At 60.9% G+C, this 21,132-nt stretch carries 21 protein-coding genes; 8 read left to right on the top strand and 13 right to left on the bottom strand.

Annotation, left to right across the window (positions count from 1 at the left end; translation table 11 throughout):
- The 3 genes from moaC (at position 1) to BLU28_RS08165 (ending at position 3,294) form a co-directional block, all read left to right on the top strand.
- Entirely contained in the window at positions 1–507 is a 507-nt protein-coding gene (moaC, locus tag BLU28_RS08175; RefSeq protein ID WP_077986297.1) for a cyclic pyranopterin monophosphate synthase MoaC, read from the top strand.
- Positions 508–1,725: a molybdopterin molybdotransferase MoeA gene (locus tag BLU28_RS08170; RefSeq protein WP_077986298.1), complete on the top strand. Its 1,218-nt coding sequence runs from the start codon at positions 508–510 to the stop codon at positions 1,723–1,725. It begins immediately after the preceding gene.
- Positions 1,726–2,223: 498 nt separating this feature from the next.
- Entirely contained in the window at positions 2,224–3,294 is a 1,071-nt protein-coding gene (locus BLU28_RS08165) for a GGDEF domain-containing protein (RefSeq protein ID WP_004442120.1), read from the top strand.
- 93 nt (positions 3,295–3,387) lie between these two features.
- Here the strand turns inward: BLU28_RS08165 and BLU28_RS08160 are convergent, their stop codons facing one another.
- The 3 genes from BLU28_RS08160 to BLU28_RS08150 form a co-directional block, all read right to left on the bottom strand.
- Entirely contained in the window at positions 3,388–3,996 is a 609-nt protein-coding gene (locus tag BLU28_RS08160) for a pyridoxamine 5'-phosphate oxidase family protein (RefSeq protein ID WP_004442121.1), read from the bottom strand.
- Positions 3,997–4,047: 51 nt separating this feature from the next.
- Positions 4,048–5,859, bottom strand: coding sequence for a monovalent cation:proton antiporter-2 (CPA2) family protein (locus BLU28_RS08155; protein WP_022556261.1), 1,812 nt, complete (start codon positions 5,857–5,859; stop codon positions 4,048–4,050).
- A 278-nt stretch (positions 5,860–6,137) separates the two neighbouring features.
- Positions 6,138–6,506 (bottom strand): gamma-butyrobetaine hydroxylase family protein, encoded by a 369-nt coding sequence (locus BLU28_RS08150; RefSeq protein WP_004442123.1) that lies wholly within the window; start codon positions 6,504–6,506, stop codon positions 6,138–6,140.
- A 107-nt stretch (positions 6,507–6,613) separates the two neighbouring features.
- On the opposite strand from BLU28_RS08150, the gene moaA reads away from it, so the two are divergent.
- The 5 genes from moaA (at position 6,614) to mobB (ending at position 11,138) form a co-directional block, all read left to right on the top strand.
- Entirely contained in the window at positions 6,614–7,663 is a 1,050-nt protein-coding gene (moaA, locus tag BLU28_RS08145) for a GTP 3',8-cyclase MoaA (protein ID WP_044460021.1), read from the top strand.
- Between the two features lie 170 nt (positions 7,664–7,833).
- A complete protein-coding gene (locus tag BLU28_RS08140; RefSeq protein WP_077986299.1) occupies positions 7,834–8,802 on the top strand; it encodes a DMT family transporter in 969 nt (322 codons plus the stop codon).
- Between the two features lies 1 nt (position 8,803).
- Positions 8,804–10,003 carry a multidrug effflux MFS transporter gene (locus tag BLU28_RS08135; protein WP_004442126.1) on the top strand — a complete coding sequence of 400 codons (1,200 nt, stop codon included), beginning with the start codon at positions 8,804–8,806 and terminating at the stop codon, positions 10,001–10,003.
- Positions 10,000–10,626: a molybdenum cofactor guanylyltransferase MobA gene (gene mobA / locus BLU28_RS08130; RefSeq protein ID WP_004442128.1), complete on the top strand. Its 627-nt coding sequence runs from the start codon at positions 10,000–10,002 to the stop codon at positions 10,624–10,626. Before BLU28_RS08135 ends, mobA begins: the two co-directional genes overlap by 4 nt.
- On the top strand, positions 10,623–11,138 hold the full coding sequence (gene mobB / locus BLU28_RS08125; protein ID WP_004442130.1) for a molybdopterin-guanine dinucleotide biosynthesis protein B: 516 nt from the start codon (positions 10,623–10,625) through the stop codon (positions 11,136–11,138). The genes mobA and mobB overlap by 4 nt, the downstream gene beginning before the upstream one ends.
- Before the next feature lie 290 nt (positions 11,139–11,428).
- On the opposite strand, the gene BLU28_RS08120 is transcribed toward mobB, so the two are convergent.
- The 10 genes from BLU28_RS08120 to nagZ all read right to left on the bottom strand — a co-directional run bounded on the left by BLU28_RS08120 (position 11,429) and on the right by nagZ (position 20,903).
- Positions 11,429–12,994 (bottom strand): LysM peptidoglycan-binding domain-containing M23 family metallopeptidase, encoded by a 1,566-nt coding sequence (locus BLU28_RS08120; protein WP_168247054.1) that lies wholly within the window; start codon positions 12,992–12,994, stop codon positions 11,429–11,431.
- A 345-nt stretch (positions 12,995–13,339) separates the two neighbouring features.
- Entirely contained in the window at positions 13,340–13,993 is a 654-nt protein-coding gene (locus tag BLU28_RS08115; protein WP_004442132.1) for a protein-L-isoaspartate(D-aspartate) O-methyltransferase, read from the bottom strand.
- Positions 13,990–14,760 (bottom strand): 5'/3'-nucleotidase SurE, encoded by a 771-nt coding sequence (surE, locus tag BLU28_RS08110; protein ID WP_004442133.1) that lies wholly within the window; start codon positions 14,758–14,760, stop codon positions 13,990–13,992. Before surE ends, BLU28_RS08115 begins: the two co-directional genes overlap by 4 nt.
- A gap of 173 nt (positions 14,761–14,933) precedes the next feature.
- The gene (gene serS, locus BLU28_RS08105) at positions 14,934–16,217 is read right to left on the bottom strand and encodes a serine--tRNA ligase (RefSeq protein WP_004442134.1); all 1,284 of its coding nucleotides are present in this window, start codon (positions 16,215–16,217) and stop codon (positions 14,934–14,936) included.
- A gap of 101 nt (positions 16,218–16,318) precedes the next feature.
- Positions 16,319–17,122 (bottom strand): twin-arginine translocase subunit TatC, encoded by an 804-nt coding sequence (gene tatC / locus BLU28_RS08100; RefSeq protein WP_022556270.1) that lies wholly within the window; start codon positions 17,120–17,122, stop codon positions 16,319–16,321.
- On the bottom strand, positions 17,119–17,865 hold the full coding sequence (gene tatB, locus BLU28_RS08095; protein WP_035211999.1) for a Sec-independent protein translocase protein TatB: 747 nt from the start codon (positions 17,863–17,865) through the stop codon (positions 17,119–17,121). The genes tatC and tatB overlap by 4 nt, the downstream gene beginning before the upstream one ends.
- A gap of 56 nt (positions 17,866–17,921) precedes the next feature.
- Positions 17,922–18,128, bottom strand: a complete 207-nt coding sequence (locus BLU28_RS08090; protein WP_003509722.1) for a twin-arginine translocase TatA/TatE family subunit — start codon at positions 18,126–18,128, stop codon at positions 17,922–17,924.
- A gap of 130 nt (positions 18,129–18,258) precedes the next feature.
- Positions 18,259–18,993 carry an SMC-Scp complex subunit ScpB gene (scpB, locus tag BLU28_RS08085; RefSeq protein ID WP_035211997.1) on the bottom strand — a complete coding sequence of 245 codons (735 nt, stop codon included), beginning with the start codon at positions 18,991–18,993 and terminating at the stop codon, positions 18,259–18,261.
- A complete protein-coding gene (locus BLU28_RS08080; protein ID WP_034498970.1) occupies positions 18,986–19,831 on the bottom strand; it encodes a segregation and condensation protein A in 846 nt (281 codons plus the stop codon). The genes scpB and BLU28_RS08080 overlap by 8 nt, the downstream gene beginning before the upstream one ends.
- A 55-nt stretch (positions 19,832–19,886) precedes the next feature.
- Positions 19,887–20,903 (bottom strand): beta-N-acetylhexosaminidase, encoded by a 1,017-nt coding sequence (gene nagZ, locus BLU28_RS08075; protein WP_022556274.1) that lies wholly within the window; start codon positions 20,901–20,903, stop codon positions 19,887–19,889.
- Between the last annotated feature and the right edge of the window lie 229 nt (positions 20,904–21,132).

Here is a 21,132-nt window from a genome sequence, read left to right as displayed (position 1 = left end):
ATGAGCGACGCCCAGAAGCTCACCCATATCGACGCGGCCGGTGAAGCGCATATGGTCGATGTTGGCGACAAGGCGGAAACCGTGCGTGTTGCGGTGGCCGAAGGCTTCGTGAAAATGAAGCCGGAAACGCTGGCGCTTATCCACGACGGCAACACCAAGAAGGGCGATGTCATCGGCACCGCACGGCTGGCCGGCATCATGGCCGCAAAGCAGACCGCCAATCTCATTCCGCTCTGCCACCCGCTGATGCTGACCAAGGTGGCGGTGGACATCACCGAAGATGCCACCCTGCCCGGCCTCCGCGTTGAGGCCAGGGTGAAGCTGTCGGGCAAGACCGGCGTGGAAATGGAAGCGCTGACCGCCGTCTCCATCGCCTGCCTGACGATCTATGACATGGCAAAGGCCGCCGACAAGGCGATGGAGATCATCAATATCCGCCTGCTTGAAAAGAGCGGCGGCAAATCCGGTGATTTCAAAGCCAGCGATTTCGGGCGACAGGAGAACTGAATGAAGCCGCTGCTGCCCGTGGATGAGGCCATCGCGCGCCTTCTGGACGCAGCGGTTCCGGTCACCGACACCGAAACGCTGCCGCTCGCCGAATGCGACGGCCGCGTTCTCTCGGTCGATCTCATCGCAAGCCTCACCCAGCCCCCCTTCGATGCCTCAGCCATGGACGGTTATGCATTGCGCAGCGCCGATGCACCGGCCATCGGCTCGGTCCTCACCGTCATCGGCCAGGCCGCCGCCGGTCATGCTTTTGCCGGTACGGTGGGTGAAGGACAGGCGGTGCGCATCTTCACCGGCGCGCCCGTGCCGCAGGGTGCGGATACGATCCTCATTCAGGAGGATGCCGAAGTCCTGGAAGGCGGAAAGATCCGCACGGCCTTCGATGTCACCGCAGGGCGACATATCCGACCGCGCGGGCAGGATTTCACCAAAGGCGAAACGGTGCTGGAGGCTGGAAGGGAACTCGGCTTTGCCGATCTCACGCTGGCGGCGGCGACGAACCACGCCACGCTTACCGTCTATCGCAGGCCACGCATCGCCATCCTTGCCACCGGCGACGAGTTGCTGCCGCCTGGAAGCGTTCCGCAGCCGGCGCAGATCATCGCGTCCAACACCTTCGGCGTCGCCGCGCTGGCCCGCAAGGCCGGTGCAGAGGTACTGGATCTCGGCATTATCCCCGATGATGACGCGCTGATCCGCGCCGCCATCGGCGAGGCCGTTGCGGCGAAGGTTGATGTGCTGGTGACACTCGGCGGCGCCTCCGTCGGAGACCACGATCTGGTGCAGGCTGCATTGAAGGCGGAGGGCATGCAGCTCGATTTCTGGCGCATCGCCATGCGCCCGGGAAAACCGCTGATGGTGGGCTCCATCGGCAGCATGCAGGTTCTCGGCCTGCCCGGAAACCCCGTGGCCAGTCTCGTTTGCGGTCTGCTTTTCCTTGAACCCTTGGTCAGCCGGATTGGCCGGCACCTGCCCCCGCAACGCATCGCGACCGCAAGAACCGCGACGGCGCTGAAGGCCAACGACCACCGCCAGGATTATCTTCGCGCCCGCCTGGTTAGCGGTCAAGGCGGCGTGGTCGTGGCGGAGCCTTACGCCAGACAGGATTCATCCATGATGAACATCCTCGCCCATTCCGACGTCCTCATCATACGCCCTCCCCATGCGCCGCAGGCTGACGCCGGGGCCGAATGCCCGGTCATCAAACTCAGGGCCTGAACCCGCAGCCAAACGTAGACAACACGCTTTCACGGCACTCGGATGAGGCATTTGTACACCCGCCTGCTGACATCGCCCGGAACGGCGCCGCGTTCAATCCCCTCAGGTCCGCCAGACAAACTGTAACGTTACGCCTTTGGAAGGCGGCCGACAAATATCGGCGCACCCAAAACCATGTCTTGGCGAATGGAAATTCCCCACCCCTTGAGCTTTTTTCCTCTCCACGAATCGCGTTGCTGTGCCAAAATAAATCAGCTGCAAAGCGTTATCGGGATTGACAGAATAAATGCGAAACTGTCACCAAGGCGGATAGTAGAGGTCAAAAATTCCGGAAATTTCAAAAAATGAAAATTACTTATAATTATCAATTAAATAAGATAAAAATCGTACAAAATAGAATTTCCTGCAATAAAAATTAGTTCTCCATAAATTAAGATTTTCAAAACAGCCTCCATAATAATAATCATAGTCTATAAGCAGACTCACTGGAGTTTCTTGATGAACACGGCATCCACGCCCAAGACCACGGGACCCGACATTGCCGGGCAGATTGCCCACGCCATGCGGAGCATGGGTGTTTCGCCGATCCCGCGCAACTACAGCCTTTTCTACGAAGCCTATATCGGTTCGAACCCTGCGCTGACCAAGGATCTGGCGGCGCTGGGAAACCGGGTGACGCAGGACGATCTGGACGAGCTATCCGCGCGTTACGGTGATGGCGGTCCCGCGCGCTTCATCGACGATGCGCATGAAAAGCTGCGACGCGAACTGGAAGCCCTTCTGGGGACCTTACGGCGGGAACAATCCTCCATCGAGAACTACAACAGGATCCTCGGCGAGACGCGGCAGCGTATCGATGACAAGAATGCCGCCAGCAGCAATATTCTGAGAAACGCAATTGCGTTGCTGGCCGAGGCCACCGGCTCGAAGATCATCGACGGCGAAAAGGCGTTCAACGACGTCAACCGCCATGCCGAGGAAATGCACCAGGTGCGCCTGGAGCTGGATGAATACAAGCGCATCGCCAATACCGATTCGCTGACCCGCCTTTCCAACCGGCGGGCTTTCGACGACCGGCTGGCAACCGTTTATGATACCTCCATCGGCCTGCAATATACGTCGCTCGTCCTGCTCGATATCGATCACTTCAAGCGGATCAACGACACGTTCGGCCATCCGGTAGGCGACAAGATTCTGGCTACCGTCGCTTCGGTCATTCGGGCGAATGTCCGCAAGGACGGCTTCGTCGCCAGAAGCGGCGGCGAGGAATTCGCCATCATTCTCGACGGCAATACGCCGGAGGAAGTCATGGTGATGTGCGAGCGCATCCGCCTGTCGCTGGAGAGCACACCCTTCCGCAATTCGAGATCAGGCGCGGATTACGGCACGGTAACGATCTCGATCGGTTTTGCCGCTGCCGCGCAGGCCACCAATCCGACCGAACTTTACGCCCATGCGGATACGGCGCTCTACCACGCCAAGGAAACCGGCCGGAACCGCTCGGTCTTCTACGAGGACGGTATGCAGAAGAACTATACCGGCAAAAACTGGCTGATTTATCGGACTTGAGGCAAATTGCGCCGATTTGGGCGCATTAAAAACACAGCGCTGTCCCCGCCCTCATTCCTGACAAGCATAGGAATGAGGGCGAGAGGGGAAGCCTCACCACATCGTCTTCGCCGCGCGCGCCGCCCATTCGCGATCATAGGTCTCCTGATCGAATTCCGCCTTGGCCGCCTTGAGCAGCAGACCCGGCGTCGGAAGCGACGACGGGTCGACAAAATTGTCGGGATTCCACAATTCAGACCGCATCAGCGCCCGTGCACACTGGAAATAGACTTCGTCGATCGTGACCACGATGACGGTGCGCGGATGTTTGCCATCCATCTCGAAGCTCTGCAACAACGTGGGGTCAACGGAAACCAAGGCGCGGCCATTGATGCGCATGGTCGTATTCGAGCCGGGGATCAGGAACATCAGCGCCACGCGCGGATCCCGCACGATGTTGAGAAGCGAATCCACGCGGTTATTGCCGCGCCAGTCCGGTAGCAGCACGGTCTTGTCATCGTCCACGCGCACCACACCGCCCTTGTCGCCGCGCGGTGAACAGTCCATGCCCTCCGGCCCTACCGTCGCCAGAGCGAGAAACGGTGACGTTTCGATCATCAGCCTGTATTCGGCCGTCAGCGCGGCTGTCACCTTGGCGATGGATGCCTCGCTCGTGCCGTCATAGATGGCCTTCAATTCCTCGACCGTGCGAATGATCGTCATGTCAGTTCCTATCCCTCGAAATCACCCTGCGACACCACCGGGCGCAATCCCTTACTCTTCCGCCGCTTCCGCCTTTTCCCGCTCCGCCCGCTCACGCGCCGTGCGCGCGGCGACGAGATCGGCTGGCTGGGCGTTGCCACGGATCAGCGAACGGCCGGCATAAATGCCGCCGACGACCTCCATGGCGAAACGCTCCTCGTCGCGGTCGCGGAATTCCTCCACCAGACGGGCGGCGTCTTCCCGCTCCTCGCCCATGGCGCCCAGAACCTCCTCGCTGAAATTCAGCGCCGATTCCAGCGTCTCGCGAATCTGGTAATCCACGCCGGCCTTCAGCAGATCGATGGCATGGCCACGGTCATAGGCGCGGGCGAGAACCGGAACCAGCGGGAATTCATGCTTGACGATCTCCGCGATCCGGACGGCTGCTTCCTTGTCGTCGACGCAGATGAGAACAGCACGCGCCGTGCTGGCGCCGGCGGCATGGAGGATTTCCGCCCGCGAGCCATCGCCATAATAGACCTTGAAACCGAATTCCGCCGCATCGCGCACGAAGTCGGCATCCTTGTCGATCAAAGACAGCGTGTAACCGCGCGCCAGAAGCGGCTGGCTGACGATCTGGCCGAAACGTCCGAAACCGATCAGGAGAATGCTGCCCTCGACATTTTCAGGCACGTCGAGATCGTCAGTATTGGGCACCGCCGCCGGCACCAGCCGGTCATGCAGGATGACCATCAGCGGCGTCAGGACCATGGAGATGATGATCGTCGCCGTCAGGATGGCATTGGCCTCCCGGTCGAGAATGCCGGCGCTGACAGCCGCCGAATAGAGCACGAAGGCGAATTCGCCGCCCTGCGCCATCAGCACCGCCCGTTCCAGGCTTTCACGCCTGGTGGTGCCGAGCGCCCGCGCCACGCCATAGATGAGGAAGGCCTTGAGCAGCATGTATCCGGCGACACTGACCAACACCAATTGCCAGTTGGAGGCAATGACGGCAAGATCGATCGCCATGCCGACGCCGAGGAAGAACAGGCCGAGCAGAATGCCGCGAAACGGCTCGATATCCGCCTCCAGCTGATGGCGGAAGGAGGATTCCGACAGCAGCACGCCGGCCAGGAAAGCGCCCATCGCCATGGAAAGGCCGCTGACCTGCATCAGAAGCGCCGAACCCAGCACCACCAGCAGCGCAGCAGCCGTCATCACCTCGCGCGCACCGGAGGCCGCCAGCAGGCGGAAGAACGGGTTGAGCAGATAACGTCCGGCAAGGATGAGCGCACCGACGGCGGCAAGCGCAATGCCGACGGAAACCCAGCGCTCCGACGCCGTGACATCTTCCCCGCCCGAACCGAGGAAGGCGACGAGCGCCAGCAGCGGAACGATGGCCAGATCCTCGAACAGCAGGATGGCGATGATGCGCTGCCCTTTCAGGCTGGACATGCTGTTGCGCTCCTGCAGCATCTGCATGACGATCGCCGTCGACGTCAGCACGAAGCCCGTGCCAGCGACGAAGGACATGATGACAGGGAAGCCGAGGCCGACCCCGATCAACGTCAGGCCGCCCATGCAAACCAGCACCTGCAATGCGCCGAGCCCGAAAATATCCTGCCGCATGGACCACAGCCGCGACGGCTGCATTTCAAGGCCGATAATGAACAGGAACATCACCACGCCGAGTTCCGCTATGTGCAAAATGGCCTGCGAATCGGAAAAGAAACCAAGACCGTAAGGCCCGATCACCAGGCCGGCTGCGAGATAACCCAGCACAGAGCCGAGGCCGATGCGCTTGAAGATCGGCGCGGCGACAACGCCTGCCGCCAGCAATACGACCACCTGGGCCAGATCATTTCCGTTTGCTTCTACGGCCACACGCCACCCCGTTTAAATAGTGAGACAAGAGCTTTGCCCTCGTCCGATTATCGGCAACGCGCGAGAACATTTCCTCCGTCATGCCGGACTAGATCCGGCATCCAGCCACGGCGCGTCTGCGCCGTGAAAGGACTCTCCCGCGATCAAGGACTTGATCGCGCTGGACCCCGGATCAAGTCCGGGGTGACGAAGAGCGAATGCAACAACGTTGCCAAACGCAGCAGTTCTTCGACCCCTTTGCCATCATTCTCACGAGGGCGTCTCCCTCGCTGTTTTCTCTACCGGTACCGCGGCTCCCTGCTCAAGCCTTTTTCGGCGAGCTCCCGTTCATAATCCGCAAACAGCCTGTCCCCGGTCTCACCCAGTTCCTTCAGGTATTTCCAGGTGTAAATGCCACTGTCATGGCCATCGTCAAAAACGATGCGCACCGCATAGTTGCCTGTCGCGACCATGGAGCGGATGGCGACATCGCGTTTGCCCGGCACCGTGACCTTTTGTCCCGGCCCGTGGCCCTGCACTTCGGCCGAGGGCGAAAGCACGCGCAGCATCTCGGCCTTCAGCCGGTAAACGCTTCCATCGTCGAAGGAAACGGTCAATTCGCGCCGGTCTTTCGACACAAGCAGCTCTGTCGGCCAGGCATCACTCATTTTTCACTTCCGCAAGCTCATCACATGCGTCAGAATTACGGACTTGCCTCAGGATAGGCAAGCCACTACATCATTTGAGGGGCGCATCGCGCAATGAGGATGGAGACGTGAACAGTTTCCCCGGATCGCTTGGAAAAGCGCAGTTCCTGACGGAAAACAACGCACCGATGGTGGACCCTTTCGGCCGCGCCATCACCTATTTGCGCGTTTCCGTGACCGACCGCTGCGATTTTCGCTGTACCTATTGCATGTCCGAACACATGACCTTCCTGCCGAAGAAGGACCTTCTGACGCTCGAAGAACTCGACCGGCTCTGTTCCGTCTTCATAACGCGCGGCGTCCGCAAGCTGAGGCTGACCGGCGGTGAGCCGCTGGTGCGCAAGAACATCATGTCCCTGGTGAGGAACCTCGGGCGGCATGTCGAGAGCGGTGCGCTCGAGGAATTGACGCTGACCACCAACGGCTCACAGCTGGCGAAATTCGCAGCCGAACTCGCCGATTGCGGCGTGCGCCGCATCAATGTCTCCCTCGATACGCTCGACAGCGATAAATTCCGCCATATCACCCGCTGGGGGGATATCGACCGGGTGATGGAGGGGCTCGATGCCGCACAGGCGGCAGGCATCAAGGTGAAACTCAACGCCGTTGCGCTGAAGGACTTCAACGATGCCGAAATGCCGGAGCTGATGCGCTTCGCCCACGGCCGCGGCATGGACCTGACGGTCATCGAGACCATGCCGATGGGCGAGATCGAGGAAGACCGCACCGACCGTTATCTGCCGCTTTCAAAATTGCGCAGCGATCTCGAGCAGAGCTTCACGCTCATCGACAGCGATTACCAGACCGGCGGCCCGGCCCGTTACGTGACGGTGAAGGAAACCGGCGGCCGGCTGGGCTTCATCACGCCCATGACCCATAATTTCTGCGAAAGCTGCAATCGTGTCCGTCTCACCTGTACCGGCACGCTCTATATGTGTCTCGGCCAGGACGACGCTGCCGATCTGCGCACGGCGCTGCGCGCGTCCGACAGCGACGCCTATCTTTCCAGCGCCATCGATGAAGCCCTTCTGCGCAAGCCGAAAGGACACGATTTCATCATCGACCGCACCCACAACCGACCCGCAGTCTCCCGCCATATGAGCGTGACAGGCGGCTGAGGCTGGCTGAACGTCTTTCTCATCCACCCACCCATATAAACGGTTGAATTGCCAGCTCTGCCGTGCCACGTCTCTTTATATGGAGGAATGCGTGGTTGCGCCGTAACGGCGGCTCCAGATCGCCCGGAGGGCGGGCGGAGTAAACTGCGCATGGTCTGGGATATTTGGGAATGGCATTGACGGACAATACGCGCGGCGCGCTTTTCATGGCGCTCGCAATGGCAAGCTTCACGGCCAACGACGCGCTGACGAAGTCCGTCACCCCCTACATCAACACCGGTCAGATCATGTTCGTCCGCGGCATCATGACCGTGGTGCTGATCTATATCGCGGCCCGGCATTTCGGCGCGCTCCGGCCCCTGAAAACCCTTTTGCGCCCCATCATCATCCTGCGCTGTCTCTGCGAGGTGACCGCCGCCGTTCTTTATCTGACGGCGCTCGGCCTCATCGAATTTTCCAATGCTTCGGCCATATTGCAGTCCCTGCCGCTGGTGGTGACGCTGGGTGCGGCGTTGTTCCTGCGCGAACCTGTGGGCTGGCGGCGCTGGGTGGCGATCATCGTCGGTTTCATCGGCGTGCTCGTCATCATCCGGCCCGGCCCGGAAGGCTTTACGCCGGGCGCGCTGCTGGTTGTCGCATCGCTGGCCGTCACCGCCGCGCGTGATCTGCTGACGCGGAAAATGTACGCCGATGTGCCTTCGCTTGCGATCACCGTCATCACCGCCTTCGTAAACATGGCAGTGGGCGGCCTCTTGATCCTGCCCTTCGGCGGCTGGCAGCCTATGAACGTCACGATCGTCTCGCATCTGGCCGCCTCGGCCATTCTGGTGCTGGTCGGCTACCAGGCGATCATATTGTCGATGAGATCGGGCGAAATTTCCTTCGTCGCGCCGTTTCGTTATACCGGCCTGCTCTGGGGTTTCATGATCGGTATATTCTTCTTCAACGAGAAGATCGACAATTACACCATCATCGGTGCCACGATCATCATCGGTTCGGGCCTTTATACCTTCTACCGGGAAAGCCTGCGCAAGCGCTCGCAGATGGCCAAGCGCGCGGCCGCCACCCCCACTGCCGTGACCACCGTACGGCCGGCTTCCGTAACGAAAGCTGCCGTAACGGAAGAGGCGGGAGAATGACATGAACGGCGGCCGTTTTCTGGACAGAACCACCCCACCCCACATCATCACGCTGGTCGTCATCGCCGGTGTCGCGGCGCTGTGCATGAATGTGTTCCTGCCCTCGCTTGCGACGATGGCAGTGTATTTCGAGACCGATTACGCGGTGATGCAATTCGCCGTCTCGGGTTATCTCGCCGCCACCGCCTGCCTGCAGCTCGTCATCGGCCCGCTCTCCGACCTCTTCGGGCGCCGCCCCGTCATGCTCGCCAGCATCGCCGTCATGATCGTCGCGACGCTTGTGTGCATGCTGGCGCCCAATATCACAGTCTTCATGATCGGACGCGTGGCGCAGGCGGCCGTCGTTTCCGGCTTCGTGCTGGCCCGCGCGATCGTGCGCGACATGGTGCCCATGGAACAGGCGGCCTCGATGATCGGCTATGTGACGATGGGCATGTCCGTGGTGCCGATGGTGGGACCAACGGTTGGCGGCCTGCTCAATGACATCTCGGGCTGGCAATCAAGCTTCGCCCTCCTCTGCCTGCTTGGCCTCGGCATCCTGGCGCTCGCCTGGCTCGATCTCGGCGAAACCAACCACAACAGATCGGCAAGCTTCTCGCAGCAGTTCCATGCCTGGCCGGAACTTCTGCGCTCGCCGCTGTTCTGGGGTTACGCCCTGACCTCGACCTTCTCATCGGGCATGTTCTTCTCCTTTCTCGGCGGCGCGCCTTTTGTCGGCAGCGTGCTTTATGGGCTTTCGCCGGCCATGCTCGGCCTGCAATTCTTCTTCATGGCCAGCGGATACATGCTCGGCAACTTCATCTCCGGTCGTTATGCCAGCGAAATCGGCATCACCCGCATGATGCTGTCGGGCAATGTCATCGGCATTGCCGGCATCATCACCGCCATCGCGCTGATCTCGGTCGGGGCGGAAAGCGCCTATGCGTTTTTTGTGCCGCTCGCCCTGATCGGCGTCGGCAACGGCGTGACGCTGCCCAGCGCCAATGCCGGCATGGTCAGCGTCCAGCCGCATCTGGCTGGCTCAGCATCCGGTCTCGGCGGCGCCATGACCATTGGCGGCGGCGCGGCACTCTCGGTTCTCGCCTCCTCGGTTCTTTCAAAAGAGGATGGAACCTGGCCGCTTCTTCTGGTGATGCTGGCGACCGGCCTTGTCGCCCTCCTCACCACCTATATCGTAAGGCTGCAGGAAAAGCGGGAATGACGGCCCCTTTTGAAATACCCGGCCTGGTACTCGCCGGCGGGCTTTCGCGGCGTATGGGCAGCAACAAGGCGATGGTGCAATTGGGCGATGCGCCTCTCATGTCCCGTGTCATCAGCCGCATCACGCCGCAGGTCTGCGACGTCACCATCAATGCGGCCAATGGCTGGGCGGAAAGTTTCGGCCTGCCGCTGCTGCCCGATACGCTGAACGGCCATGCCGGTCCGCTCGCGGGCGTTCTGGCCGGCATGCGCCATTTCCAGCACCGCGGCGACGCGGTCAGCCACTTTCTGACTGCGCCCGCCGACAGCCCGTTTTTCCCTGACGATCTTGTGGTGCGGCTTTGCGAACACCTGTCGGACAATGCAATCGTCATTGCCGCCTCCAGCGGCCAGCTTCATCCGGTCTTTGCGTTGTGGCCGGTCGCTCTCGCCGATGATCTCGAGGCATGGCTGAAGAACGATGCCAACCGGCGCATCCGCGCTTATCTTGCCCGGCATGTCACCATTGGGGTTGCATTTGCGCCGCTGGAAACGGCAAAGGGCAGCCTCGATCCGTTCTTCAACATCAACACGCCGGATGAGCTTGCACTGGCGCGCAGCTATCTGGAGAGCATGGAAGCATGACGGCACAAAAGGTCTTCGGCATCGCCGGCTGGAAGAACTCAGGCAAAACTGGTCTTGCCGTGCGCATCGTGACCGAACTGACGGCGCGCGGCTACCGTGTCTCCACCATCAAGCACGCCCATCACGATTTCGATATTGACAAGGTCGGCGCCGATAGCTGGCGTCACCGGCAGGCCGGCGCGCACGAGGTCACCATCGTTTCCGGCACCCGCTTCGCCATCATGCATGAATTGCGCGGCGAACCGGAGCCCTCCTTCGAAGACATCCTCTCCCGCCTCGCGCCGTGCGACCTGGTGCTGATCGAAGGTTATAAATACGAGCCGGTCCCGAAAATCGAAGCGCGCCGGGTTGAGGCGGCGAAAACGGAACCGCTGGCGCCGCTCGATCCGCATATCGTCGCCATTGCCGCCGATCACGCGGTGACGGACACGGCGCTTCCGGTTTTTGATCTCGACGATACCGGCGCGATTGCCGACTTCATCGAGAAAACGGTGGGTCTGGTCAGGGGTTAGACACGTAGCTGCTCGACGTGACTTGGGCTGCATCCCCACATCCGTCGTACCGGCCTTGAGCCGGTATCCAGCCAGCCCAAGTCCTTGGGCTGAGGAGACTCATTCCGCCGCGCAGACGCGCGTCGACTGGATGCCGGATCGGGTCCGGCATGACGGAGGAGAAAACCGCGAGAAACCAATGCCCACTAAGCCCGAGGCACCCATTCCAGAACTTTTTCCGCACGCATCACCCCATAAAATGAAAAAGCCGGGCTCATCACCCGGCTTCATCATTCCTTGAGACGCAATACCTATTCAAGGAAAGTGGATGGGTTCACCGGCGTCGCATCCTTGCGAACTTCGAAGTGAACCTGCGGACGTTTGGCGCTGCCGGTCATGCCCGAGGTGGCGATGGTCTGGCCGCGCTGAACCTTCTGGCCACGCTGCACGTCGAGATTGGCAGCGTTGCCGTATACCGTGACCTTGCCGTCGTCATGGCGGACAAGAACCGTGTTGCCGAGCTGCTTCAGGCCATTGCCGGCATAGATGACGACACCGTTTTCAGCGGCCTTGATCGGCGTGCCCTCGGGAACCGAAATGTTGATGCCGTCGTTGCGGCTGCCTTCGACATTGTCACCGAAATTATTGATGACCGCGCCGCGCACTGGCCAGCGATATTTGCCGATGCCGGTGGATTCCGGTGCGACGGACGCCATGTCGGCCTTTTTCTCGATATCGCTGACACTGGCGGTGGCCGGAGTTGCGGGCGCAGCCGGAGCGGCGGCGCCGGCCGGCGCCTTATAGGGCTCTGGCTTGACGGATGCGGTTTCGACGGGCTTTGCGGCTTCCTTGGCGGGAACGGAAGCGGTCTTGATGGCATCCGTCGAAGCACCCGGCATGTTGAGCGTCTGGCCGACGCGGATGCTTTCGTTGCCGAGACCGTTTGCCGCCTTGAGAGCAGCCACCGACACGCCGTTTGCACGGGCGATCTTGGCGAGGCTGTCGCCCGGCTGAACCTTGTAGCCACCGGAGGGCGGCAGCGGCTTGCCGCCCGGAGGCGTCAGTTTGCCAGCTTCAGCAGAAACCTTGTCACGGGCGGCGGCCTGGGACGGCAGCACGGCCACGTTTCCATCCGGCGCACGCAGCGGTGTCGGCTGGTCGCCATTGCGGTTGAGCGCAATATCGCCGGCGGCATCCTTGGCGGCGTTGCGGACCTGGCCGAACTTCGGAATGAGGATCGACTGGCCGGCCTGCGCGGCGGAAGCGGTCTTCAGGCCATTGACCCGCAGCAGTTCCTTTTCCGGAACGCCGTAGCGGTTGGAGAGGGTCGCGATGCTTTCGCCGGGACGCAGGGTCACGGAGGCGGCGCCATCGGTGTGCCAGCCGTTTTTGTCGGAACGAACGGTCGCGGTGGTCAGGTTGTCAGCGGCGGGTGCGGCAGCCTGCCGTGCGGGCGCTGCCAGAGACGGCGTGGCCTTGGGCTGGGCGGACGGGAAAGGCTGGGCCATGGCTTCGTTGCGGGTCGACGGATCGCGGCTCGCCACGGCTGTCGGCGCAGACAGCTCGGAACGCTGCACCGGCGAGGCCGAGGCACGGGCCGTGGACGGCTGAACGCCACCGTAACCACCCGATTGCTGCGGATAGGAATTGCCGGCCATGTTCTGGTTGGCATAACCTCCCTGTGGCGCGGCAGAGGCGTAACCGCCATTCATGTCGCCCTGCGGAACCGGGGCCTGCCCGTAAGCACCGCCGCCCTGACGGGCAGGAATTGACGCCGTGGTCATCTGATCCGGTCCACTGGAAAAGAGGCCGCTGAACCGCGTTGCATCCGAGCTACAGCCCGTTGCGACGCTTGCCAGCAATGCCGCTGCGAACATTTTTGCGACTGATTTTCCGATTTTAGACGAATGTCTCATACGCATGACTCGATCTACACTGACGCCAACCCGCCGCATCGAGATCGATCCGGCACAAATTTCAATTCTTGCAAGGCCCATTTCCCGAGGTGGGGAAAACCATGCGTCGATGTTTATGATTAAAGCGCGTTAGTGTTACCACGCCGTTAAAACGTTAAGCCGTTTGGCGCTTTTTTGACACTTCGATAACCATGACGAAGACAGGATGCGCCATGATGAAACAATAAAATCTCTTAAAATCAGATGCTTACGAAAATTCCGCACATTAGGAGACCAAAATACAATGTCTCCAAAATTTTCATTTTGTCACAAATGACGCGCAATATGGGTGCTGAGCGGCAGGTAGGGCGCCTCGAACAGTCCTTCCTTCTCGAAGCGGCTGCCGGTCTTGGAAAAGCGCGTCATCACGCAGCGATCACCTTCAACGATGATCGGCGCGATCATCATACCGCCGGAAACGATCTGCTCGGCAAAGAAACGGGGCATGGTGGTGAAGGCCGCCGTGGAAACGATTCGGTCAAAAGTGCCCTCACCCACCAGGCCGTTGCTGCCATCCGCCTGGCGGATGACGACGTTGCGGATTGCAAGATCATCGAGACAGTTCTGCGCCTGCTGCACCAGCGTCTTGTACCGCTCCAGCGAAAAGACGCGCTCCACCCGGCGGGCAATGATCGCCGTCATGAAACCGCTGCCGGTACCGATTTCCAGCACGCGCTGGCCGGGTTTCAGCTGCAGGCGGGCGAGGATTTTCACCGCCATGTCGGCCCCTTCCATGAAGGAACCGCAGTCTATCGGGATGGTGCGGCTGGAATAGGCGTCGGCGGCAAATTGCGGCGGTACGAATTTGGATCGTGGCGTCTGCTCAACCGCCGTCAGCAGGTCGAGATCGGAAATCCCCTCGCCCCGCAAGCGCAGAACGAGAGCTGCAAAACCTTCCTTTTCGACCATGGCAGATTTCAATCGGCGACTCCGAATCCAAGCGCTTGCGCAACCCGATCCTTCACCGTGTAATCCGTCAGGTCAAGCTTCAGCGGCGTGACGGAAATCTTGCCATGCTTTAAGGCGTGGATATCGGTGCCTTCGCGGAAGGTGCCCATGCGTTCGCCGAAACGCAGCCAGTAATAGGGAAAACCGCGGCCATCCTGGCGTTCTTCCACCGTCAGGCCGAAATCGAGCTTGCCCTGCCCCGTGACGGACACGCCCTGCACATCCTTTGGCGCGCAATTGGGAAAATTGAGATTGAGGAAGGTGCCGTCAGGCAGATCGACATCGATGAGCTTGCGAATGAGATCGGGCGCATAGGTCTCGGCCACCTCCCACGGCACGACGCGGCCTTCGGCATGGCTGAAGGCCTGGCTGAGCGCAAAAGACCGCACGCCCTGCAGCGTGCCTTCAATGGCCCCGGCAATCGTACCGGAATAGGTCACATCATCGGCCATGTTGGCGCCGGCATTGACACCTGACAGGACGAGATCTGGCTTTTCCGGCAGAACCTCGCGAATGCCCATGATAACGCAATCAGTCGGCGTGCCGCGCAGAGCGAAATGCTTGTCGGAAACCTTGCGAAGACGCAACGGCTCGGACAGCGTCAGGGAGTGAGCAAGCCCGCTCTGGTCTGTCTCCGGCGCAACGATCCAGACGTCGTCGGAGAGCGTGCGAGCGATACGCTCCAGCACGGCCAGGCCCTCGGCGTGAATACCGTCGTCATTCGTCAGCAAAATCCGCATGTTTTCCTCCCGCTCTTCATTTTGCTCAGGCAGAACACTTCCCGAACCGTCATCCCGGCCTTGAGCCGGGATCCAGTCGACGCGCGTCTGCGCCACGGGAATAGTCCTTTTCAGCCCAACGACTTGGGCTGGATGGATGCCGGATCAAGTCCGGCATGTCGGCATCTTTGAAATCAAGCCGCCTTTTCGATCCGCGTCAGACCGCCCATATAGGGCAGCAGCACATCAGGAATTGTGACAGAGCCATCGTCGTTCAGGTAATTTTCGAGAACGGCGATCAGGCAGCGGCCGACAGCCGTGCCGGAACCGTTCAGCGTATGCACGAACTTCGTCGCCTTGTCGTCCTTGCCGCGATAGCGCGCATTCATGCGGCGCGCCTGGAAATCGCCGCAGACCGAGCAGGACGAGATTTCGCGATAGGTATTCTGACCGGGCAGCCACACTTCCAGATCGTAGGTCTTGCGCGCGCCAAAGCCCATGTCACCGGTGCAGAGCGTCATGGTGCGGAAATGCAGGCCCAGCCGCTTCAGCACTTCCTCGGCGCAGGCCGTCATGCGCTCATGCTCGGCGACAGCGCTTTCCGCGTCGGTGATGGAGACGAGCTCGCACTTCCAGAACTGGTGCTGGCGCAGCATGCCGCGCGTGTCACGGCCTGCCGAACCCGCTTCCGAGCGGAAGGACGGTGTGAGTGCGGTGAAACGCAGGGGCAGCTTTTCCTGCTCGAGGATTTCGCCGGCCACGAGGTTGGTCAGGGTCACCTCCGCCGTCGGGATCAACCAGCGGCCATCGGTGGTCTTGAACAGGTCCTCGGAGAATTTCGGCAATTGCCCCGTGCCGAACATCGCCTCGTCGCGCACCATCAGCGGCGAGGAAACTTCGGTATAGCCATGTTCCGAGGTGTGCAGGTCGATCATGAACTGGCCGAGCGCCCGCTCCAGCCGCGCGAGCTGGCTGGTGAGAACGGTGAAACGCGAACCCGAAAGTTTGGCGGCCCGCTCGAAATCCATATAACCAAGCGCTTCGCCGATTTCGAAATGTTCCCTGGCCTCGTGGTTCCAGCCGGGCTTCTGGCCGACGACGCGGGTCACCACATTGTCATGCTCGTCCTTGCCATCGGGCACATCGTCGAAGGGCATGTTCGGCAGGCGCGACAGGGCGTCGTTCAACTCGGCGGTGACCTGGCGGTCCTCCTCCTCGGCACGCGGCATCTTGTCCTTGAGGTCGGCGACCTCGGCTTTGAGTTTTTCGGCAAGCTCCATGTTCTTCTGCGCCATGGCGGCGCCGATTTCCTTGGAGGCGGCATTGCGGCGGGACTGCATGTCCTGCAGGGACTGGATGACGGAACGGCGCTTTTCATCGAGCGCGATCAGACCTGCGGCCGCAGGCTCCGCGCCACGGCGTGCGAGCGCCGCGTCAAAAGCTTCGGGGTTTTCACGTATCCATTTAATGTCGTGCATCGTCGTTCCAGACCGTTGTTGCATCACCGATGTTTTACAGCAAAACGCCGGGCAGAAGCCCGGCGCGAGGAGATGTCTTGAGCGGCGAGACCTTCGAAAACTCAGGTCTCCTCCAGCTCCGTGCTTGCGGATTCCGCAGCGCGCTTCCTCTCCACGAGTCGAGCCATGTAGATGGAAATCTCGTAGAGAATGATCGCAGGCAGTGCAAGACCGATCTGGGACATCGGGTCCGGCGGGGTCAGCACGGCCGCGACCACAAAGGCCATGACAATCGCGAACTTGCGCTTCTCACGCAGCCAGTCGCTGGTCAGAAGGCCCACGCGCGCCAGAAGCGTCGTAACCACGGGCAGCTGGAACACCAGACCGAAGGACAGCACCAGCGTCATGATGAGGCTCAGATATTCCGACACCTTCGGCATCAGCGAAATCGCAACCTCGCCATCTTCTGGCAATTGCTGCATGGCGAGGAAGAACCACATGACCATGGGCGTGAAGAAGAAATAGACGAGCGCCGCTCCGATGAGGAACAGGATCGGCGATGCGACGAGGAACGGCAGGAAAGCGGCGCGCTCGTTCTTGTAGAGGCCGGGCGCCACGAATTTATAAAGCTGCGAGGCGATCACCGGAAAGGAGATGACCATCGCGCCGAACATGGCGACCTTGATCTGCGTGAAGAAGAATTCCTGCGGCGCGGTATAGATCAGCGACGACTTCGTCACATCAAGGCCAGCCCAGAGAACCGCCCACTTATAGGGAATGACAAGCAGGTTGAAGAGATGCTTGGCAACGGCAAAACAGGCGATGAAGGCAACGAAGAACGCACCCAGCGACCAAATCAGCCGTGTGCGCAGTTCCATCAGATGTTCGATAAGCGGCTGCGGCTTGTCCTCGATGTCCCCGCTCATGCTTCATCCTTTTTGGGCTTTGCAGCCTTGGTTCTCGCCGGCTTCACCGGCTTGGCATCGGCGGCCACGACAGGCTTTTCAGCCGCGACCTTCCTGGCGGCCGCTTTTCTCGCGACGGCTTTTACGGTCGGCTTTGCTGCTGAAGTCTCCGTGGAATTGACAGCAACGGGTTCGGACGCCGCGACCGCTTTGGCGCGGCTGGCGCGTTTCGGCTTGGCGGCAACCGCTTCCGCCTCGACGGTCGCAATCGATTTAGCCCGGGCACGCTTCGGCTTTTCCGCCGGTACGACCGGTGCCGCAACGGGGGCGCTGGCAGTCACGGGCGGGGTATCCGGCAGCTTCATCTCAGGCTCGGGAATGCTGACGAGCGGTGCAACCGGCTCACTGGTCGCCGGTGCTGCGGTCGACGTAGCAGGCGAGGATGACAGGCCCTCAGGCGGCGTGGTCGCCTTCTGAAGATCGGACTTGATCTCGTTGCCGAGCTGGCGAAGCGGGTTCATCGCATCACGCAGCGAGTTGGTCGGGTTGAGATTGCGGACATCCGATATGGTCTGGCGCACATCGTCCATGTCGGCCTCTTTGAGGGCCTCATCGAACTGGGTACGGAAATCCCCCGCCATCTTGCGAAGGCCAGCCATGGTCTTGCCAAAGGCGCGGATCATGGGCGGCAAGTCTTTCGGCCCGACAACCACGATCAGTACGACCGCAATCACCAGCAGCTCGCTCCAGCCGATATCAAACATCAATATGCTCCCGAGACCCTAACGCGCGTCAGTCTCAAACCAAACGGCAGGGCCGCTTACTTGATCTCGTCAGCCTTGTGGTCGACGGTCTTCGTGTTGGCATCGGCCGGCGGCGGCGTCTGGTCTTCGTCAGCCATGCCCTTCTTGAAGCTCTTGATGCCCTTGGCGACATCGCCCATCAATTCCGGGATCTTGCCGCGTCCGAAAAGGACGAGAACAATCACCAGCACGATGAGCCAATGCCACACACTAAAAGAACCCATAACTGAAACTCCTGAATTTCGCTTTCAGACGATGTAAGACGTTTGAAAGGCTTTTTCAAACAACAAATTGCCGCTTCAACAGGGTGTGAGCATAAAGTTTTTGCGTCGTGTCGCCCGCGCGATAACGATCTCAATCGTCGCCGTCGCCACCACCAGGCGCAAGCAGGCCCAGCTCTTCCAGATCAAGTTGCGTGATCGGGTCTTCATCCTCACGCAATTCGTCGCTCATCATCGGCAGGGGCACGCCGAAATTGGAAGGTATGCGGCCGGAAAGTAGCCCTGCTCCCTTCAGCTCCTCAAGCCCCGGCAGGTCGCGCAACTCCTCGAGGCCGAAATGGTCGAGAAACTCAACCGTGGTACCGATCGTCACCGGCCGGCCGGGGGTGCGACGGCGGCCACGAAACCGGACCCAGCCCGCCTCCATCAATACGTCAAGCGTGCCGCGCGAGGTCTGAACACCGCGGATTTCCTCGATTTCAGCGCGTGTCACCGGCTGATGATATGCGATAATCGCCAGGACTTCCAGCGCCGCGCGAGAGAGCTTCTTCGGTTCCTTTTCCTCGGCGCGGATGACGAAGGAAAGATCGCCGGCAGTGCGGAAGGCCCATTGCCCGCCCACCTGCACGAGATTGACGCCCCGGCCCGCATAAGCGGCTTTCAGACGCTGAAGAACGGCGTCGACATCCATGCCGCGCGGCAGGCGCTCCGCAATGAAACCCGGAGAGACCGGCTCGGCCGAGGCGAAAACCAAAGCCTCGGCGATCCGCTCGGCCTCTTTCAACTGGCGCTCGGAAAATACCGTGGGTTCTAGTCCCACCCCATCCGTCGCGATCGTCGCCTCGGCCGTCTCATCATTGTCAGTCATTGTCAGTCCTCTCGGCGACCGCCGCACGATCATCCCTCGTGCCACGGCGCATATAGATGGGCTGGAAAGCGCCCTCCTGCCGGATTTGCAGCGTACCCTCGCGCACAAGTTCCAGTGACGCGGCAAAGGCGCTGGCGATCGCCGTCACCCGCATCGCGGGATCGGGGACATATTGCAGCAGATATTGATCGAGCGCGGTCCATTCTCCGACATCGCCGAGGAGACCGGTTAAAAGCTCCCGCGCCTCGACCAGCGACCAGACCTGCCGTTTTTCAATGGTGACCTGGGTGATCGCCTGTCTCTGCCGCAGATTGGCGTAGGCGCTGAGCAGGTCATAAAGGCTCGCCTCATAGGCAGAGCGGTTGATGTGCGGAATATGCTCCGGCGCACCACGGGCAAACACATCGCGGCCGAGCTGGGCGCGGTTGACGAGGCGTTCCGCCGCCTCGCGCATCGCTTCCAGGCGTTTGAGCCGAAAGGCCAGCGTCGCGGCCATTTCCTCACCCGAGGGGCCGTCATCCTTCGATTGCTGCGGAATGAGAAGCTTGGACTTGAGGAAGGCGAGCCACGCCGCCATGACCAGATAATCGGCCGCCAACTCGATGCGCACGCGCCGCGCGCTTTCAACGAATTGCAGATATTGCTCGGCAAGCGCCAGCACTGAAATGCGCGACAGGTCCACCTTCTGCGTGCGGGCAAGATGCAACAGCAGATCGAGCGGGCCTTCGAAACCCGCGACATCGATGACCAGTCCGGCCTCGCCCGTCAGCCGCTCCGGCGTCACATCCTGCCAGAGCTTGTCCATCGGTGTCGAATTGCGAGATTTGTCTGCGGCCATCGTTCCATCCGCCGGAGCTTCCGGCCTTGATCCCGAGTAAGCGGCCGCCCGACTGTCAGGAAACGGCCCACATGGCGTTGAATTCGGCTCTCAGTTCCGCTTCGTCGGATGGGTCCGCAGTCGGGAAACCCGCTTCAACTGCCCGCACCCGCTCCAGCGACCGGCCGGAAAGAACGGGAACCTCTTTCACAACCTCGAGCATTTCACCCATCACGCCGTTGCAATGCAAGACTATATCGCAGCCACCAGCAACAATATTCGCAGCTCTTTCACCCAGCGTGCCCTTCAACGCGTTCATCGAACTGTCGTCGGACATCAGCAGGCCGTCAAATCCGATCCGCCCGCGAATAATCTCCTCGATCACCTTCGGTGAAGTCGTCGCCGGCCGTTCGCGGTCGACAGCGTTGAACACCAGATGCGCGCTCATCGCCATCAATTCGCGGTTCAGTGCCCGGAAGGGCACGAAGTCATGCGCATCCAGCTCATCGAGCGGCACGTCGACCACAGGCAGTTCATGATGCGAATCCACCATGCCGCGACCATGACCCGGCATATGTTTCATGACAGGCAGCATGCCGCCCGCCTTCAGCCCGTCGGCCGCCGCCTGCCCCATCTCGGCCACCATGGTCGGCGTATAGCCATAGGCACGGTTGCCGATGACATTGCTGGCGCCTTCCACCGGCACGTCGAGCACCGGCAGGCAATCGACATTGATGCCGAATTTCATCAGGTCGAACGCGTGCAGTCGCGACATCAGCCAGGCGGCACGCAGACCGGCACCCCGGTCGCGCTCATAGATTTCACCGAGAATGCGGGCATTCGGATAAGCCTGCAGGATCGGCGGCTTGATACGCTGAACCCGTCCGCCCTCCTGATCGATCAGCACCGGCGCATCTGCCCGCCCGACGGCATCGCGCATGGCGGCGACGAGATCGGTGATCTGCTGCGGCTCGCCAATATTGCGCCCGAACAGGATGAAACCCCAGGGCTGCTCATCGCGGTAAAGGGCAATCTCGTCGGCAGTCAGCGAAAGCCCGCTGCATCCGAGGATCATAGCTTTGCAATCGGTCATGGTGTCACGCCTGTTACAGAATAGATGGGAAGAACTTTGCCTGCTCCTCGGCCAATGCCGGGGCAGCGACGTTTACCGTCCGTCACCCCGGCCTCCGAGCCGGGGTCCAGCGCGATCAAGTCGTTGATCGCGTAAGACTCGTTTCACGGCGCAGACGCGCCGTGGCTGGATGCCGGATCAAGTCCGGCATGACGGAGGTTGGCTGCTCCGTCACTGTCGTTAGACAATC

Origin of the sequence: Agrobacterium pusense (assembly GCF_900102105.1) — a bacterium.
GTDB classification, from domain to species: Bacteria; Pseudomonadota; Alphaproteobacteria; order Rhizobiales; family Rhizobiaceae; genus Agrobacterium; species Agrobacterium pusense.
Note: the sequence above shows the minus strand (reverse complement) of the source record. Positions and strands in the feature narration are given on the sequence as shown.